14 protein-coding genes and 1 tRNA gene are annotated in these 15,317 nt (G+C 58.8%); 10 read left to right on the top strand and 5 right to left on the bottom strand.

Annotated elements, in window-relative coordinates; translation table 11 throughout:
- Window positions 1-105: 105 nt before the first annotated feature.
- From F8N43_RS07585 to F8N43_RS07575, 3 genes are all read right to left on the bottom strand, one after another.
- Window positions 106-387 (bottom strand): peptidylprolyl isomerase, encoded by a 282-nt coding sequence (locus F8N43_RS07585; protein ID WP_150630034.1) that lies wholly within the window; start codon window positions 385-387, stop codon window positions 106-108.
- A gap of 84 nt (window positions 388-471) precedes the next feature.
- Complete coding sequence (locus F8N43_RS07580; protein WP_150639055.1) at window positions 472-1,353, bottom strand: esterase/lipase family protein; 882 nt, start codon at window positions 1,351-1,353, stop codon at window positions 472-474.
- A 227-nt stretch (window positions 1,354-1,580) separates the two neighbouring features.
- A complete protein-coding gene (locus tag F8N43_RS07575; protein WP_150630030.1) occupies window positions 1,581-2,654 on the bottom strand; it encodes a 3-deoxy-7-phosphoheptulonate synthase in 1,074 nt (357 codons plus the stop codon).
- Window positions 2,655-3,281: 627 nt separating this feature from the next.
- Here F8N43_RS07575 and F8N43_RS07565 point away from each other — a divergent pair.
- The 7 genes from F8N43_RS07565 to treS all read left to right on the top strand — a co-directional run bounded on the left by F8N43_RS07565 (window position 3,282) and on the right by treS (window position 10,120).
- Window positions 3,282-4,040 carry a carbon-nitrogen hydrolase family protein gene (locus F8N43_RS07565; RefSeq protein ID WP_150653516.1) on the top strand — a complete coding sequence of 253 codons (759 nt, stop codon included), beginning with the start codon at window positions 3,282-3,284 and terminating at the stop codon, window positions 4,038-4,040.
- Window positions 4,040-4,483 (top strand): GNAT family N-acetyltransferase, encoded by a 444-nt coding sequence (locus tag F8N43_RS07560; RefSeq protein ID WP_150630027.1) that lies wholly within the window; start codon window positions 4,040-4,042, stop codon window positions 4,481-4,483. The genes F8N43_RS07565 and F8N43_RS07560 overlap by 1 nt, the downstream gene beginning before the upstream one ends.
- 126 nt (window positions 4,484-4,609) lie before the next feature.
- A complete protein-coding gene (gene uvrY, locus F8N43_RS07555; RefSeq protein ID WP_008015884.1) occupies window positions 4,610-5,251 on the top strand; it encodes a UvrY/SirA/GacA family response regulator transcription factor in 642 nt (213 codons plus the stop codon).
- A gap of 2 nt (window positions 5,252-5,253) precedes the next feature.
- Window positions 5,254-7,077, top strand: a complete 1,824-nt coding sequence (uvrC, locus tag F8N43_RS07550; RefSeq protein WP_150630025.1) for an excinuclease ABC subunit UvrC — start codon at window positions 5,254-5,256, stop codon at window positions 7,075-7,077.
- A gap of 32 nt (window positions 7,078-7,109) precedes the next feature.
- Window positions 7,110-7,670: a CDP-diacylglycerol--glycerol-3-phosphate 3-phosphatidyltransferase gene (pgsA, locus tag F8N43_RS07545; protein WP_150630023.1), complete on the top strand. Its 561-nt coding sequence runs from the start codon at window positions 7,110-7,112 to the stop codon at window positions 7,668-7,670.
- Between the two features lie 62 nt (window positions 7,671-7,732).
- Window positions 7,733-7,808 (top strand) — tRNA-Gly (locus F8N43_RS07540).
- 245 nt (window positions 7,809-8,053) lie between these two features.
- Window positions 8,054-10,120 (top strand): maltose alpha-D-glucosyltransferase, encoded by a 2,067-nt coding sequence (treS, locus tag F8N43_RS07535; RefSeq protein ID WP_150630021.1) that lies wholly within the window; start codon window positions 8,054-8,056, stop codon window positions 10,118-10,120.
- 4 nt (window positions 10,121-10,124) lie between these two features.
- Here the strand turns inward: treS and F8N43_RS07530 are convergent, their stop codons facing one another.
- Window positions 10,125-11,060 carry a LysR family transcriptional regulator gene (locus tag F8N43_RS07530; protein WP_150630019.1) on the bottom strand — a complete coding sequence of 312 codons (936 nt, stop codon included), beginning with the start codon at window positions 11,058-11,060 and terminating at the stop codon, window positions 10,125-10,127.
- A gap of 138 nt (window positions 11,061-11,198) precedes the next feature.
- On the opposite strand from F8N43_RS07530, the gene F8N43_RS07525 reads away from it, so the two are divergent.
- From F8N43_RS07525 to F8N43_RS07515, 3 genes are all read left to right on the top strand, one after another.
- Complete coding sequence (locus F8N43_RS07525; protein ID WP_150630017.1) at window positions 11,199-12,512, top strand: MFS transporter; 1,314 nt, start codon at window positions 11,199-11,201, stop codon at window positions 12,510-12,512.
- Window positions 12,513-12,574: 62 nt separating this feature from the next.
- Window positions 12,575-13,324: a creatininase family protein gene (locus F8N43_RS07520; RefSeq protein WP_150630015.1), complete on the top strand. Its 750-nt coding sequence runs from the start codon at window positions 12,575-12,577 to the stop codon at window positions 13,322-13,324.
- An 81-nt stretch (window positions 13,325-13,405) separates the two neighbouring features.
- Complete coding sequence (locus F8N43_RS07515) at window positions 13,406-13,870, top strand: RidA family protein (protein ID WP_150630013.1); 465 nt, start codon at window positions 13,406-13,408, stop codon at window positions 13,868-13,870.
- 68 nt (window positions 13,871-13,938) lie between these two features.
- Here the strand turns inward: F8N43_RS07515 and F8N43_RS07510 are convergent, their stop codons facing one another.
- Window positions 13,939-15,195: an OprD family porin gene (locus F8N43_RS07510; protein ID WP_150630011.1), complete on the bottom strand. Its 1,257-nt coding sequence runs from the start codon at window positions 15,193-15,195 to the stop codon at window positions 13,939-13,941.
- Window positions 15,196-15,317 lie beyond the last annotated feature (122 nt).

The following is a 15,317-nucleotide window of genomic DNA, read 5'->3' as shown; positions in this document are numbered from 1 at the left end:
GCAATTTGTACGCTAGCGGCGCGTCCCTCGCCAGCCGTATCACGTACCCGAAACACGACGGCCCACCATAAGGCGGGCCGTTGTGCGTGAAACTTCGCGAATTACTTAGTCCTGACGGCTGGTCACTTCAAGCAAGTGGTAACCGAATTGAGTCTTGACTGGGCCTTGCACGACGTTGATCGGTGCGCTGAAGACCACGGTGTCGAATTCCTTGACCATCTGGCCCGGACCGAACGAACCCAGGTCACCGCCCTGACGGCTCGACGGGCAAGTGGAGTTGGCTTTGGCAACTTCAGCGAAGTCGGCGCCAGCCTCGATTTGGGTTTTGAGTTCGTTGCACTTGTCTTCGCTGGAAACCAGGATGTGACGGGCAGTGGCTTTAGCCATGGGAAATACTCCTTTCAATGTTCAGTAAAGTGCGGAGCCTACCGGATTCAGTGGTCCATTTCTTCTCAAAGTTCCTTCCAATGCTTACAGGCCAGCCTTTCTCAGGCGTTCGGCGTGTTGCACATACAAATCAATCGGGTCGATGCCTTTGCGTACCCGACCGGCTGTCTGGTTGATGCTGTCCAGATGATCGAGCGGGTAATCGGAACGGATCACTTTGCCCAAATGGGAGCTGAAACGTCCGACCATGCCGTCGTTCTGCTCGGCTTCGGTGGTGAAATAGCGAGAAAAGGCCCGTGAGAACCCGTTCAGCGGGTCGAGTGCATTGAGTCCCTCATCGAGAATGGACCCTTGCAACGTGCCGCTCCAGGAATAGTAGCGAACCCCGTTGACCCGTTCCCGACCCTTGCCGCCCCAGGTTTTTGGCAGGCCCTGGGGGTATTTCTCATTAAACGCGTAGACTCCTTCGGTGGTCAGCGCATTCAACGCAGCGATAGCGTTCTGCGGCAGTTGCGGGTTGCCACTCAGCAATGACAGGAAATCGGCGAACAAGCTGACGACCGCTTCGGCGGCCTGTTCCGGCAGGCGTCCGGGCGTCAGTGTCTTACGCAGGAAATCTGCCAGTTCCGAACCGTGGTTCGGTCCGCTGACCGACGTCACCGAGGCTACGATTTGCGGCGCTATCGCGGCGGCGTAACGTGCGGCCAGTGCCCCCTGGCTGTGCCCGATCAGGTTGACTTTTTCTGCACCGGTGCCTTCCAGCACCCGTTCGATCTGGGCCAAAAGCTGTTCACCGCGTGCTTCGTTGGTGTGGGTCGCCGACAGGTGAGGTATGAACACCCTGGCGCCGTCGCTGCGCAGTGCTTGCTTGATGTCCTGGAAGAGCTCGAACGGGCCGATCCGGTCGAAACCGAACAGGCCGTGAACCAGCAGGATGGGATAGAGAGTGCTTGCATTCCTTTGCATGTTCTTACCTTTTCGCGGGAGTTCGTGGATGTGCTTGGGCCTCACTCTAAAGCACTCGGACGTTTGCGCGATGTATGAAAAAGCCGCTGTAAATGGGTGAAGAACGGAATAGGTAAGGTACGAATATTCGAATAAGCAGGAGGCTTTTTTCGGAATGTCCGGACGTCCTTTAATCGGAGGTAGCGCAGAGTTCTGCAATGCCCTACCTCCGAAATGTCATTTGCCTATCAGCCGCGTACCGCCCGCAACCGATCCGCCGCCGAACGCAACAACGCCTCCGTCCCGTCCCAGCCAAGGCAGCCATCCGTGACCGATACGCCGTACTTCATCGTCGGGCTCAACGGCTGGCAACCCTCGAACAAATGGCTCTCGATCATCATTCCGATCAACGATCGATCACCTTGAAGGCGCTGCTCAAGCACATCGTTGAACACCGCCGGCTGCCGCAACGGGTCTTTGCCGCTGTTGGCGTGGCTGCAATCGACCATGATCCGGGCCGGGATCTTCAGTTTGAGTAGATCGCTGTTCACCTGGGCGACGCTGTCGCGATCGTAGTTCGGGCCGCGATGGCCGCCGCGCAGTACCAGATGGGTATCGGGATTGCCCGGGGTCTGAATGATCGCCGGATGTCCCTGACTGTCGACACCGAAATGCCGATGCGGATGGGCAGCGGAGCGCATGGCGTCACTGGCAACACCGACGCCGCCATCGGTGCCGTTCTTGAAGCCGACAGGCATGTTCAGGCCGCTGGCCATTTCCCGGTGGATCTGCGATTCGGTGGTGCGGGCGCCAATGGCAACCCAACTGAGCAGGTCGTCGAAGTAACCGGCGGCCATCGGTTGCAACAGTTCGGTGGCAATCGGCAGGCCGAGTCGAAGCATTTCGCGCATCAGCTCCCGGGACAGGGTCAGGCCACCCGCCATGTCATCGCTGCCGTCCAGGTGCGGATCGTAGGCCAGGCCTTTCCAGCCGATGGTGGTGCGGGGTTTTTCGACGTAGGCGCGCATCACCAGGAGCATTTCATCGCTGACGTCGGCGGCGAGGCGGGCGAGGTGACTGGCGTATTCGAGGGCGGACTGCGGATCGTGAATCGAGCAAGGGCCGACGATGACCAGCAAACGGGAGTCTTCACCGTTGAGAATCGCGCGGACCGCATCGCGGTGGGCAGCGACTTGCCGGGTCAGGGCGTTGCTGAGGGGCAGTTGCTGTTTGAGTTGCAACGAGCTCGGCAGGCGCAGGGTCAGCGCTTCATTGGCAGGGCTCAGGGTGGACAGCGGCAAAGCAGATACGGACGAGTTCATGTTCAGGCTTCCTGGGCGGCGGCGGGTTTGTTCCCGCGCGCTCGGCCCTACTGGGGTGTTCGACAATTGGCCGGGTTGGCTGCGTGTGTGTGCTGCTTGCCACCTGTGGGTGACCGATCGGAGGCGGCAGGCTGTCCCGAGCGGAGGCTGGTAAATCGCCAGGCGGTAAAACTGTCGTGACGGTAATAAGTGGCGTAGTTCATGTCGTAAATCCTCAAAGTGTCTGGCTGTTGCTAAAAAGTGCGGGGCTGAAAAAACAAAACCCCCGGTCGGGAAGCCGACCGGGGGTTGAGAATTCTCTGGTGGCGACCCGTTTAAAGTGGGCGCCGTGTGGGTATCAGGCGCGCCAGTGGCTAAACCAATACCCAAAATAAAAGCTGACCGGAGCGCAGACGTCGTTCACCCGGGCAGCCGCAACCGAGCGCGGGGCGCTGGCGGAACGAAGCTGTGAGAGGGTGTTGAACATGGTCTGTCTCCGATGGATGCGCCGAGCTTACTAGAGGCCGGTACACGGATTCAATCACAAATTGCTATCGATCAGTCGTGGCGTTTTCTATCGCTTGAGTGCGTCGAGGGTTGTGACACACTCGCCCTTTAAACAAAAACACCACGTCGCAAGGACGAACCATGACGCCTCTGACCATCGCTGCCGCTCAATCGATCTCTATCGCGGGGGACCTTGCCGCCAATCTCGCCTGGCATCAACGCTTCATGCAGGCGGCGGCGGAGCAGGGCGTACAGTTGCTGGTGTTTCCGGAACTGTCGCTGACCGGGTATGAGCGTGGGCTGGCGGCTGAACTGGCCGTTGTACCGGAGGACACTGTGCTGCAACCACTACGGGATTTTGCGCAGGAAATCGGCGTAACGACTGTGGTCGGGATGCCTATTCGTCTGTCGGAGAATTCGCCAGTGTTGATTGGGGCACTGGTACTGGGCGCCGATGGTTCACTCGGTGTCTACAGCAAACAGCATCTGCATCCCGGCGAGGAAGTCGCTTTTTCACCGGGCACCGGCGGTTCGACCCTGACCCTCGGCGACGACACGGTCGCCCTGGCGGTGTGCGCCGATTTTTCCCACGCCAGCCATGCGGCCGCAGCGGCACAGCAGGGCGCGGACATTTATGCCGCCGGCGTGCTGATCACCGGAAACGGTTACGCCCCCGATACTGCATTGTTGCAAGGCTATGCCGTCACGCACTCGATGGCGGTACTGATGGCCAACCATGGCGGCGCGACGGGGGGCTGGGAGTCGGCAGGACGCAGCGCGATCTGGGCGTCGGACGGTTCGCTGATTGCCGTCGCCCCCGGCACTGGCAATTTCCTGGTCGTTGCAAGCCGCGATGTTGACGGCTGGACGGGGCGAGTCGCCGCCGTTGCGGAGGCTTGATGGGGTTCGAATTACGTCCAGCGACGTCGCGGGACCTCGACTTTGCTCGTGAACTGACCTGTAAAACCATGCTCCGCTATTACATTCAGCACGATCTGCTGTGGCAGGACGAGGCTTTCGATGTGGCCTGGGCGGGGCGGGAAAACTGGCTGATCGTCCGGGGTGACAGGCGGCTGGGTTATGTGAGCCTGAGTCGAGATGCGAGGGCGTTGTACATCCGAGAGTTGCATGTGCTCGAAGCGTTCCGGGGGCAGGGTGCCGGTTCCTGGGCGATCGATCAGGTATTGGCAATGGCGCGCAAGGAGCGACGCCCGGCATTGCGCCTGACGGTTTTTGAAAATAATCCGGCGAAAGCGTTATACGAGCGAAAGGGCCTGACAGTGGCAGGCAAAGATGAGTGTTTCCTGAGAATGCAGCGAGATGTCGATACCTCGTATCGCTGAAACACGCATAAGACAAGCCTTTCCAGACGTATTGATACTTTTTATATGACGCTTGCCGCTAGGTCTGCCAGTCGCTTTTTGCTAAGGTGTCGGCAACTCAATAAGACCATATCGCGAGGTGTCTGCTTGATTAGGGTGCTAGTAGTCGATGACCATGATCTCGTTCGTACAGGCATTACACGAATGCTGGCTGACATCGATGGCCTGCAAGTAGTCGGCCAGGCTGAGTCCGGGGAAGAGTCCCTGCTCAAGGCGCGTGAGTTGAAACCCGATGTGGTGCTGATGGACGTCAAAATGCCGGGTATCGGTGGTCTTGAAGCCACGCGCAAACTGTTGCGCAGTCATCCGGATATCAAGGTCGTCGCGGTCACCGTGTGCGAGGAAGATCCGTTTCCTACACGGTTGTTGCAGGCAGGAGCCGCGGGCTACCTGACCAAAGGCGCCGGGTTGCCGGAAATGGTCCAGGCCATCCGCCTGGTGTTTGCCGGGCAGCGCTACATCAGCCCGCAGATTGCCCAGCAACTGGCGATCAAATCCTTTCAGCCGACCAACGATTCGCCCTTCGATGCCCTGTCGGAACGGGAAATCCAGATCGCTTTGATGATTGTCGGCTGCCAGAAGGTCCAGATCATTTCCGACAAGCTGTGCCTGTCGCCCAAAACCGTGAACACCTACCGTTACCGAATTTTCGAAAAGCTTTCGATCAGCAGCGATGTCGAGTTGACGCTGTTGGCGGTTCGTCACGGCATGGTTGATGCCAGCCTCTGAAAATGACTGACACCTTCGATCCCAGTGCTTTCCTGTCGACGGTCAGCGGGCGCCCCGGCGTCTATCGCATGTTCGACAGTGAGGCTCGCCTGCTCTATGTAGGCAAGGCCAAGAACCTCAAGAATCGCCTGTCAAGTTACTTCCGCAAGTCCGGCCTCGCACCGAAGACCGCTGCGCTGGTGGCACGTATCGCCCAGGTCGAAACGACGATTACGGCCAACGAAACCGAAGCCTTGCTGCTTGAGCAGACGCTGATCAAGGAATGGCGTCCGCCCTACAACATCCTGCTGCGCGACGATAAATCCTACCCCTACGTGTTTCTCTCGGACGGCCCGTTTCCGCGCCTGAGCATTCACCGAGGGGCCAAAAAGGCCAAGGGCAAATATTTCGGCCCTTATCCCAGCGCCGGGGCTATTCGCGAAAGCCTGAGCCTGCTGCAAAAAACCTTTTTTGTTCGCCAGTGTGAAGACAGCTACTACAAGAACCGCACACGCCCATGCTTGCAATATCAGATCAAACGCTGCAAGGCGCCGTGTGTGGGGCTGGTGGAACCCGAGGTCTACGCCGTGGACGTTCGTCACTCGGTGATGTTCCTCGAAGGGCGCAGCAATGCGCTGACCGATGAATTGTCCGCCGGCATGGAAGAGGCTGCGGTCAACCTCGAGTTCGAGCGTGCCGCCGAATTGCGCGATCAGATCTCGTTGCTGCGCCGGGTCCAGGATCAACAGAGCATGGAAGGCGGGACGGGTGACGTCGACGTCATCGCAGCATTCGTCAACCCGGGCGGTGCCTGTGTTCATCTGATCAGCGTGCGTGGCGGCCGGGTGCTGGGGAGCAAGAACTTCTTCCCGCAGGTGGGCATTGAAGAAGACGTTGCCGAAGTCATGGCCGCGTTTCTCGGTCAGTACTTTGTCAGCAGCCCTGAACGGGACTTGCCGAGCGAGCTGATCGTCAACGTGGTTCACGAAGATTTCCCGACGCTGATCGCCGCGATCGAAGAGCTGCGCGGTCGTGAGCTGACCATCAGCCACAGGGTTCGGGGCACGCGCGCGCGCTGGCAGCAATTGGCCGTGACCAATGCCGAACAGGCACTGGGCGCGCGTCTGGCCAACCGCCAACACGTTGCGGCACGTTTCGAGGCCCTGGCCGATGTGCTGAAACTGGATGAGCCGCCGCAGCGCCTGGAGTGCTACGACATCAGTCATTCCAGTGGTGAAGCGACCGTGGCGTCTTGTGTGGTGTTCGGCCCCGAAGGGCCGATCAAGTCCGATTATCGTCGTTACAACATCGAGGGCGTCACGCCGGGTGATGACTACGCCGCGATGCACCAGGCCCTGACCCGACGCTTCAGCAAACTGAAGGACGGCGAGGGCAAGTTGCCGGACATTCTGCTGGTGGACGGCGGCAAGGGGCAGCTGTCCATGGCGCGCGATGTGCTCAACGAGCTGGCGGTGCCGGACCTGATTCTGCTGGGCGTGGCCAAGGGCGCGACGCGCAAGGCCGGTTTCGAAACCTTGTACCTCAACGATGCCGCCCACGAATTCACCTTGCGCGGCGATTCTCCGGCGCTGCATTTGATTCAGCAGATCCGCGATGAAGCCCACCGATTTGCAATTACCGGGCACCGCGCCCGTCGTGGCAAAACGCGCCGCACGTCTACGCTTGAGGGCGTTGCCGGGGTTGGTCCGACACGTCGTCGCGATTTGTTGAAACATTTTGGTGGATTGCAGGAGCTGTCTCGTGCCAGCATCGACGAGATCGCCAAAGCACCCGGGATCAGTAAAAAGCTCGCAGAGTTGATTTATGCAAATCTGCACAGCGAGTAGAATGCCACCTCACCTCGTAGCCAGTTGTGCCGATGAATATCCCTAATCTGATTACCGTTCTACGCGTCCTGCTTATCCCGATCTTCATTTTACTGTTCTACCTGCCTTACCAATGGAGCTACGTGGCGTCCGCTTCGGTCTTCGCGTTTGCCGCCGCCACAGACTGGCTGGACGGTTACCTGGCTCGCCGTTTGGAGCAAAGCACGCCGTTCGGGGCGTTCCTCGATCCGGTAGCCGACAAGCTGATGGTCGCCGTGGCGCTGGTGCTGCTGGTGCAGGAGCATGGTAATTTGTGGCTCACGCTGCCGGCCGCTGTCATCATCGGGCGCGAGATTGTCGTCTCGGCGCTGCGCGAATGGATGGCCGAGCTCGGTGCTCGTGCTCACGTTGCCGTGTCGAACCTGGGCAAATGGAAAACCGCCGCGCAAATGCTCGCGCTGGTGATCCTGCTGGCCAATCCGTCGGACTTCACGTTCTGGGTCCTTGTTGGGTACGCCTTGTTGCTGATCTCTGCGGGCCTGACATTGTGGTCCATGGTTCAATATTTGCGGGCTGCATGGCCGCATCTGAAGACCGACGTGGAAAAGAAATAAACTTTTTTGAATCAAGGGGTTGACGGGGCTTCTGGATTCTATAGAATGCGCCACACCAAGACGCGGGAATAGCTCAGTTGGTAGAGCACGACCTTGCCAAGGTCGGGGTCGCGAGTTCGAGTCTCGTTTCCCGCTCCAAGATTTACAAAAACGCCACTCAATGAGTGGCGTTTTTGTTTGTGTGCTATTTGTCATTTCGTCTTCGAAAAAGAGGCTCAGGCCTCTTTTTTTGTGCCTTTTTTTCGGCGAAGGCGCCCACGCACCGGGCGGTTTGAATTCGGCATGCAACGATCTGCCGCTCACGGGCTCATATAAACACTACCCGCGCCGCGCCGCGTGCGACGGCTCAATGTGTTGGGTTCCGACAGCGAGTGAATGTGCTTATGACGATGGCAGACAAGGACTATGTGGCTTGGCTGGTTGAGCAATCGATGCTGAATGCGGCCAGGCAGCGAGCGAAGCTGTACTCCGGGCAAGGGCGAATGTGGCAGCAACCCTTCGCGCATACCCGGCCCCGTGATGCTTCGGCACTCGCCTCTGTGTGGTTCACCGCATATCCCGCGTCGATCATCACCGCAGAAGGCGAGACGGTCTTGCAGGCGCTGGGCAATGAAACGCTTTGGCATGCATTGTCGGAAATCGGCATTCAAGGCATTCACAACGGGCCATTGAAAACCTCAGGTGGTTTGCAGGGGCGCGAGCACACGTCGACCATCGACGGTAATTTCGATCGCATCAGTTTCGGCATTGATCCTGAACTGGGCACCGAGGCGCAGTTGCAAGGCTTGAGCCGAATCGCCGCCGCACACAACGCGGTCATCATCGACGATGTGATTCCGTCTCACACCGGTAAAGGCGCGGATTTCCGTCTTGCGGAAATGGCCTATGAGGACTATCCGGGGCTCTACCATATGGTGGAAATCCGCGAAGAAGACTGGCCGTTGCTGCCGGAGGTGCTCGAGGGGCGCGATGCACAGAACCTCGGTCCGTTGCAGGTCGATGCGTTGCGGGACAAGCACTACATCGTCGGTCAGTTGCAGCGGGTGATTTTCTTCGAGCCGGGTGTGAAGGAAACCGACTGGAGCGCAACGCCCGTGGTGATCGGCGTTGATGGCAAGCCGCGGCGCTGGGTGTATCTGCATTATTTCAAGGAAGGACAGCCTTCGCTCAACTGGCTTGACCCGAGTTTCGCTGCGCAACAGATGATCATCGGTGATGCGCTGCACGCGGTCGATGTGATGGGCGCGAAAATCTTGCGACTGGATGCCAACGGCTTTCTGGGCGTCGAGCGCAAGCTGGACGGAACGGCCTGGTCTGAAAGTCACCCGTTGTCGATCACCGGCAATCAATTGCTCGGCGGGGCGATCCGCAAGGCGGGTGGCTTCAGCTTCCAGGAGTTGAATCTGACCATTGATGACATTGCGTCGATGTCCCACGGCGGCGCGGATTTATCCTACGACTTCATCACCCGACCGGCCTACCAGCATGCCTTGCTCATGGGCGATGCCGAGTTCCTGCGCCTGATGCTGCGCCAGGTTCATGCCTATGGCATCGACCCCGCCTCATTGATTCATGCCCTGCAAAACCACGACGAACTGACGTTGGAGCTGGTGCATTTCTGGACCCTGCATGCTCATGACACGTTCCTCTATCAGGGGCAGACTTTTCCCGGCAACATCCTGCGCGAGCACATCCGCGAACAGATGTATGAGCGCCTGTCCGGAGAGCACGCGCCTTACAACCTGAAATTTGTCACGAATGGCGTGTCCTGCACCACCGCCAGCATCATTACCGCGGCGTTGGGCATCCGTGATCTGAATACGATTACCGCGGCGGACATCCAACAGATCCGCCAGGTGCATTTACTGTTGGTCATGTACAACGCCATGCAGCCTGGCGTGTTTGCGCTTTCCGGTTGGGACCTGGTGGGGGCGTTGCCGCTGCCGGCGGAGGAGGTGGCGCACTTGATGCTCGATGGCGATACTCGCTGGATTCATCGCGGTGCCTACGATCTGGTCGACCTCAACCCCGAAGCGTCGCTGTCCGCCGGCCAGATGCCGCGCTCGAGAACGCTGTACGGCAGTTTGCCCAGCCAATTGAAAGACCCGGATTCCTTTGCTTCACAGTTGAAGAAAGTCCTCGCGGTGCGCCGTTCCTATGACATCGCCGCCAGTCGGCAGATCTTGATTCCTGACGTCGAACACCCAGGCCTGCTGATCATGGTTCACGAGTTGCCGGCCGGTAAAGGCACGCAAATCACCGCGCTGAACTTCAGTGCTCAGCCGATCACTGAAACGCTGCATTTGCCCAACATTGCGCCAGGGCCGGTGGTCGACATTATCAACGAACGGGTCGAAGGCGATCTGACCGCCGAGGGCGAGTTCACCATCACCCTGGACCCTTACGAAGGCTTGGCACTGCGCGTTGTCAGCAGTTCGCCGATGGTTTGACCGGTTACCGGGCGTACGTCACTTCGTCGCCAGAGGTAAACATCGGCAAGCGCTGTAGCATCCAGTTCAACAACTCCTGAGCAGGGGCGGCCAGGGGGCGGCCGGACTTCACCAGCAGTTTCGCTTTCACGCCCAAAAACAGTGGATGGTCGATCAGTACCGCCGCGAGGCTGCCCTGTTCGATTTCTCGATAGGCTGCGAATTCGCCGAGCAACGAGGCGAAATCTCCGGAGGCCACTAGGCGCTTGAGTGCGGCGAGGGAGTTGCTGACCAGGGCCGGGCGGATTTCGATTTTTTCGGCGTACTCGAGCATCTTTATCGCATGACCGATACCGAATGTGGTGGGCGTCAATACCAGTTGGCAGGTAAGTATGTCCTCGATGGTTGCCGTTATCCCTCGCACCGCCAACGGGTGATCGGGGCGAACCAGCAGCATCACCGGCTGCGATGACGTCGCGCGAAAATCGATTTGCGAATGCGGCGGGGGATTATAAGCAAGGCCGATGTGCGCACGGTTCTCGGCAACTTCGTTCAGTACGTCGTCGACAGGAAGGATGTCCAGCCTGACATCGAGCTTCGGGTACTGTTTGCAGAAGGGGGCGAGCACGTTGTCGACCAAGGCATCGACATAGCCCTCACTGATGACGACGCGCACCTGGCCTTGTTGCAGGCCCTTGATCGCCTGGAGCTGGTCTTCGAGCTTTTCCTGGTGTGATCGATAGCCGCGCCAGAACTCCAGCAAATGCGCCGCCGCCTCAGTGGGTTGGACGCCACGGGCCTGACGCTCGAACAGCTTCGCCCCCAGTTCCTCTTCCAGCAGCTTGATCTGGCGCGTGATCACGGAAGGCGACGTATTGATGCTGTCTGCCGCGCCACGAATCGAGCCGTGGACCAGCACTTCGTGAAAATACCGCAGCCGTTGTTGGTTGATCTCGCGCATCTCGGGCCCTCCCTTCAGAAAGTCTGTGTTGCCTATAGGGCAACGATACACGAACTTAGTTGCTCTTGCTGGGGCTGAGGTGTCGGTGCAACATTCCTTGGCACGACCGCAGCCCAACAAGAATAATTGGAGACTCGCATGTCAACCTTACTGACACCGGCAAGCAGTGATGCCGTTTCGGCCCTGTACCGCAAGCTCAATTGGCGGCTGTTGCCACTCCTGTTCATTTGCTACGTCTTTGCGTATCTGGACCGGATCAACGTCGGCTTTGCCAAACTGCAAATGCAAAATGATCTCGGGCTATCCGATGCGGCCTACGGCGCGGGCGCAGGGATTTTCTTTCTGGGGTATGTGTTGTTCGAGATACCAAGCAATTTGATGTTGCCGAAGGTGGGGGCGCGAAAAACCTTCAGCCGCATTCTGGTGTGCTGGGGCATCACCTCGGCCTGCATGCTGTTCGTGCGTAACGTGCCGATGTTTTATGCGATGCGTTTTCTGCTGGGCGTATTCGAAGCCGGTTTTGCCCCGGGCATGATCTATTACCTGTCTTGCTGGTACGGTCCGAAGCGAATGGCCCGGGCCATTGCGATCGTGTTTATTGCCGGCCCCATCGGCGGCATTATTGGCGGTCCGCTGTCTGCCTGGCTGATCACCACGTTCGAAGGCGTTGGCGGCTTGGCCGGGTGGCAGTGGATGTTTTTGATTGAAGGCCTGCCTTGCGTGTTTCTTGGCATTCTGACCTTTTTCGTTCTTTCCAATCGGCCCTCAGAGGCCCGCTGGCTGAGTGGTGAAGAAAGGAAACTGCTGGAGAGTGAACTCGGTGCATCGACGGGGCGCGTCCATTCGTTCCGGGCGGTGTTGCGCGACCCGAAAATCTACGTCCTGGCGTCGGCCTATTTCTGCATCATCTTTTCGATCTACGCCATGAGTTTCTGGCTGCCGGCCATCCTCAAGGCCCAGGGCGTCAACGACACCATGCAATTGGGTTGGTATGCCGCGATTCCCTATGTCGCCGCAGCATGCGGCATGTACTGGATAGGGCGTCGATCCGACCGGGTCGGCGAACGACGCTATCACTGCGCAGTCCCTGCGGGCATCGGTGCGATCCTGCTGCTCATGTACCCGTTTGCCGACGGTCACCTGATGGCTTCGCTGGTGCTGCTGACGCTGGCAACCGCCATGATGTTCATGGCCTATACCGTGCTCTGGGCGATGCCGTCCGAACACATCAAGGGTGACGCGGCGGCGGGCGGCATCGCTTTGATCAACACCATCGGACTTTCCGGCGGTTTCTGGGGGCCTGCGGTGATTGGCTGGGCGAAAACGGCAACCGGCAGCGCCAATCTCGGCATCGTTATTGTGGGCTGCGTGTTCCTGTGCGCAGCGTTCGTGATCCTTTCCACCAAACCGCGCCCCCGTGATAGCTCGGTTTCTGAATTCAGCGCGGGTTGATCAACCGCCTCCCACTTGATCAGTCGTGTTCCGAGAGGAACCCTTTTAAAGAGAGAACCCACATGCTTTTACACCTATCGACCTGGGCCGAGATCGGGCAATTCCTTGAACGCAGCCGCACCATCGTGGTCCCGATCGGCTCCAATGAACAACACGGTCCGACCGGTCTGTTGGGGACTGACTGGATGTGTCCCGAAATCATTGCACATGAAGCGCAGAAATCGGCAGACATCCTGATTGCGCCAACCTTCAACATCGGCATGGCCCAACACCATCTTGGGTTCCCCGGGACCATTTCACTGCGTCCTTCGACGTTCATAGCGGCCATTGGCGACTGGGTACGTTCGTTGGCCGCTCACGGGTTTGAGAAAATCCTTTTCCTCAATGGCCACGGCGGCAACGTCGCCTCCATCGAAGCGGCGTTCTCGGAACTGTATGCCGAAGCCAGCTTCGCTCGACGCCCTGCGGGGTTCGCGTTGAAGTTGTGCAACTGGTGGGATCTGGAAGGGGTCGGTGAATTGGCGCGAGAGCAATTCCCTACGGGCCACGGGATTCATGCCACGCCGTCCGAGATCGCGGTCACCCAATGGGCTTACCCGGACGCCATCAAGTCCGCCCAGTACTCGCCGCAGATCGCGCCGTGGGGACCTATCCGCGAAGCGCTCGATTTCCGCGCACGTCATCCGGATGGTCGCATGGGGTCGGATCCGTCCCTGGCCAGCCCGGATAAAGGCCGCGACCTGGTGATGATGGCAGCACAGGGCCTGGTGCAGGAACTCGATGCCTTCAGCCGCGAATCGATACCCGGCTAAACAACCCGATTAACCCCTTTTTTCAACTTGACCAGCGCCCGGTAATCCCGGGCGTTGGCACATCCTGTTCGAGGAAATCCCATGATTGAACGCGACGTTTATACCCGTCTGAAAGAGCTCGGTATCGAATTACCCACCACCGGTGCTCCCGCCGCTGCCTATGCGATGAGTGCGCAGAGTGGCAATGTCGTTTACCTGTCCGGCCATATTGCGAAAAAGGACGGCAAAGTCTGGGCAGGAAAACTGGGCGAAACGCTGACGACAGAGGAGGGCTATGCGGCCGCGCGTTCGACGGCCATCGACTTGCTGGCGACGCTGCAGGCTCATGTTGGCGATCTGAATCGGGTCACGCGGATTGTCAAAGTGCTGAGCCTGGTGAATTCAACTTCCCGTTTCACCGAGCAGCATCTGGTCACGAACGGCGCCTCGGAGCTGTTTGCCGAGGTGTTTGGGGATCAGGGAAAACACGCACGCTCGGCATTCGGTGTGGCCCAGATCCCGTTGGGTGCTTGTGTCGAAATCGAGATGACCGTGGAAGTCCGTTGAAGGCCGGGCAACGCTAAAAGTTGCCCTGTGGGGGCGAAGTTATTCGCCCCCACAATTAATTTGAGAACTCAGAACAACGTCCAGGTGTAACTGATGATCAACCGGTTCTCGTTGATGTCCGTGCGGTAGTTGGAGCGCGCCATCGCGTTGCGCACTCGCACGCCGAGGCCTTTCAGCGGGGCGGACTGGAAGGTGTAACTGAGGTCCAGGTCACGCTCCCGATCTTTGCCCTCATAACCCATCCCGGTCTTCACATTGTCGCCAGTGACATAGCGGGTGCTGGCTAACAACCCCGGCACACCGAGGGCCGCGAAGTCATAGTCATAGCGCACTTGGAAGGAGCGCTCATGAGTGGAGACGAACTCGTAGGTCGGCAGTTCGTTGCCAAGCGCACTGACATTGAGAAACACGCGAGGAAAGGGACTGTCGCCGTACATGCCCTGGTAACCGGCATAGAACGTATGACCACCGAGCTTGGCCGATAGCAGCGAGAAGAAGGCCTGGTTGTCGACCTTGCCCACCCGTTTGCGACCTTCCTCCTTGGCGTCGTAATAACCGAGATTGGCCCCCAGCACCCAGCTTCCCACGGGCTCACTGTGTTTTAAACCGAAGAAGTTCTGCTCGTAGATATCCTCCAGTCGGGAATGCCAGGCACTCACGGTCGTGCGATTACTGTTGAACGCGTAGTCGCCGCCCACGTAATTGAAGGCATCGCTCGACACCTGGCGCTGCGGCTTGTTGCCCAGCAAGGCCTGGAGTTTGCTTTCGCCGGCTTCGTTGCGCAGGGTCGTGGAGGTCAGGTGCCCGGCTTGCAGCGTCAGGCCGGGAATTTCACTGCTGGTAATGCTCGCGCCTTGGTAGGCGGGGGGCAGCAAGCGGATGTCGCTGAAAACCAGCGAAGGAATGTTGGGTTGCAGTTCACCGAACTTCAGCTCGGTTTTGGAAAAACGCATCTTGGCCGCCACCCCCAGGCGACCATAATTGTCAGCGGCACGGCCATCGTCCTTCACCGGTAACAACCCCGAGTTGACCCGGTCCGGACTGCTGTCGAGCTTGATGCCGAACTTGGCGGTGGCGTCCAGGCCAAATCCCACCAGCCCCGGCGTGTAACCGGACTTGAAGTTGAGGATGAAGCCTTGCGCCCACTCCTGGGCCATCGATTTTTCCGAACCTCGGATGTCGGAGAAATCCCTGCTGAAAAAATAGTTTCGGGTTGTCAGCGTTGCAGTGGACTGCTCCACAAATCCGCTGTCGGCGGCCTGGGCGAGGTTGGCGCCCGCTCCTGTGAAGAACAGCACACAGAGTTTGCCTCGATCTTTTGTCATATGTTGACTCTTGTTTTTATTAGACATGACTCCGCCGTAGGCGCTCTTTCGAGGGCCTTGCGAGTGGGACGGGGGAGGTAATGACAGCCGTCAGCGTGTGGTTTTGACGGTGCTGCGGTGTC

The organism is Pseudomonas fluorescens, from assembly GCF_902498065.1.
GTDB lineage: Bacteria > Pseudomonadota > Gammaproteobacteria > Pseudomonadales > Pseudomonadaceae > Aquipseudomonas > Aquipseudomonas fluorescens_BJ.
This window is presented reverse-complemented; position numbering and strand designations above follow the sequence as displayed.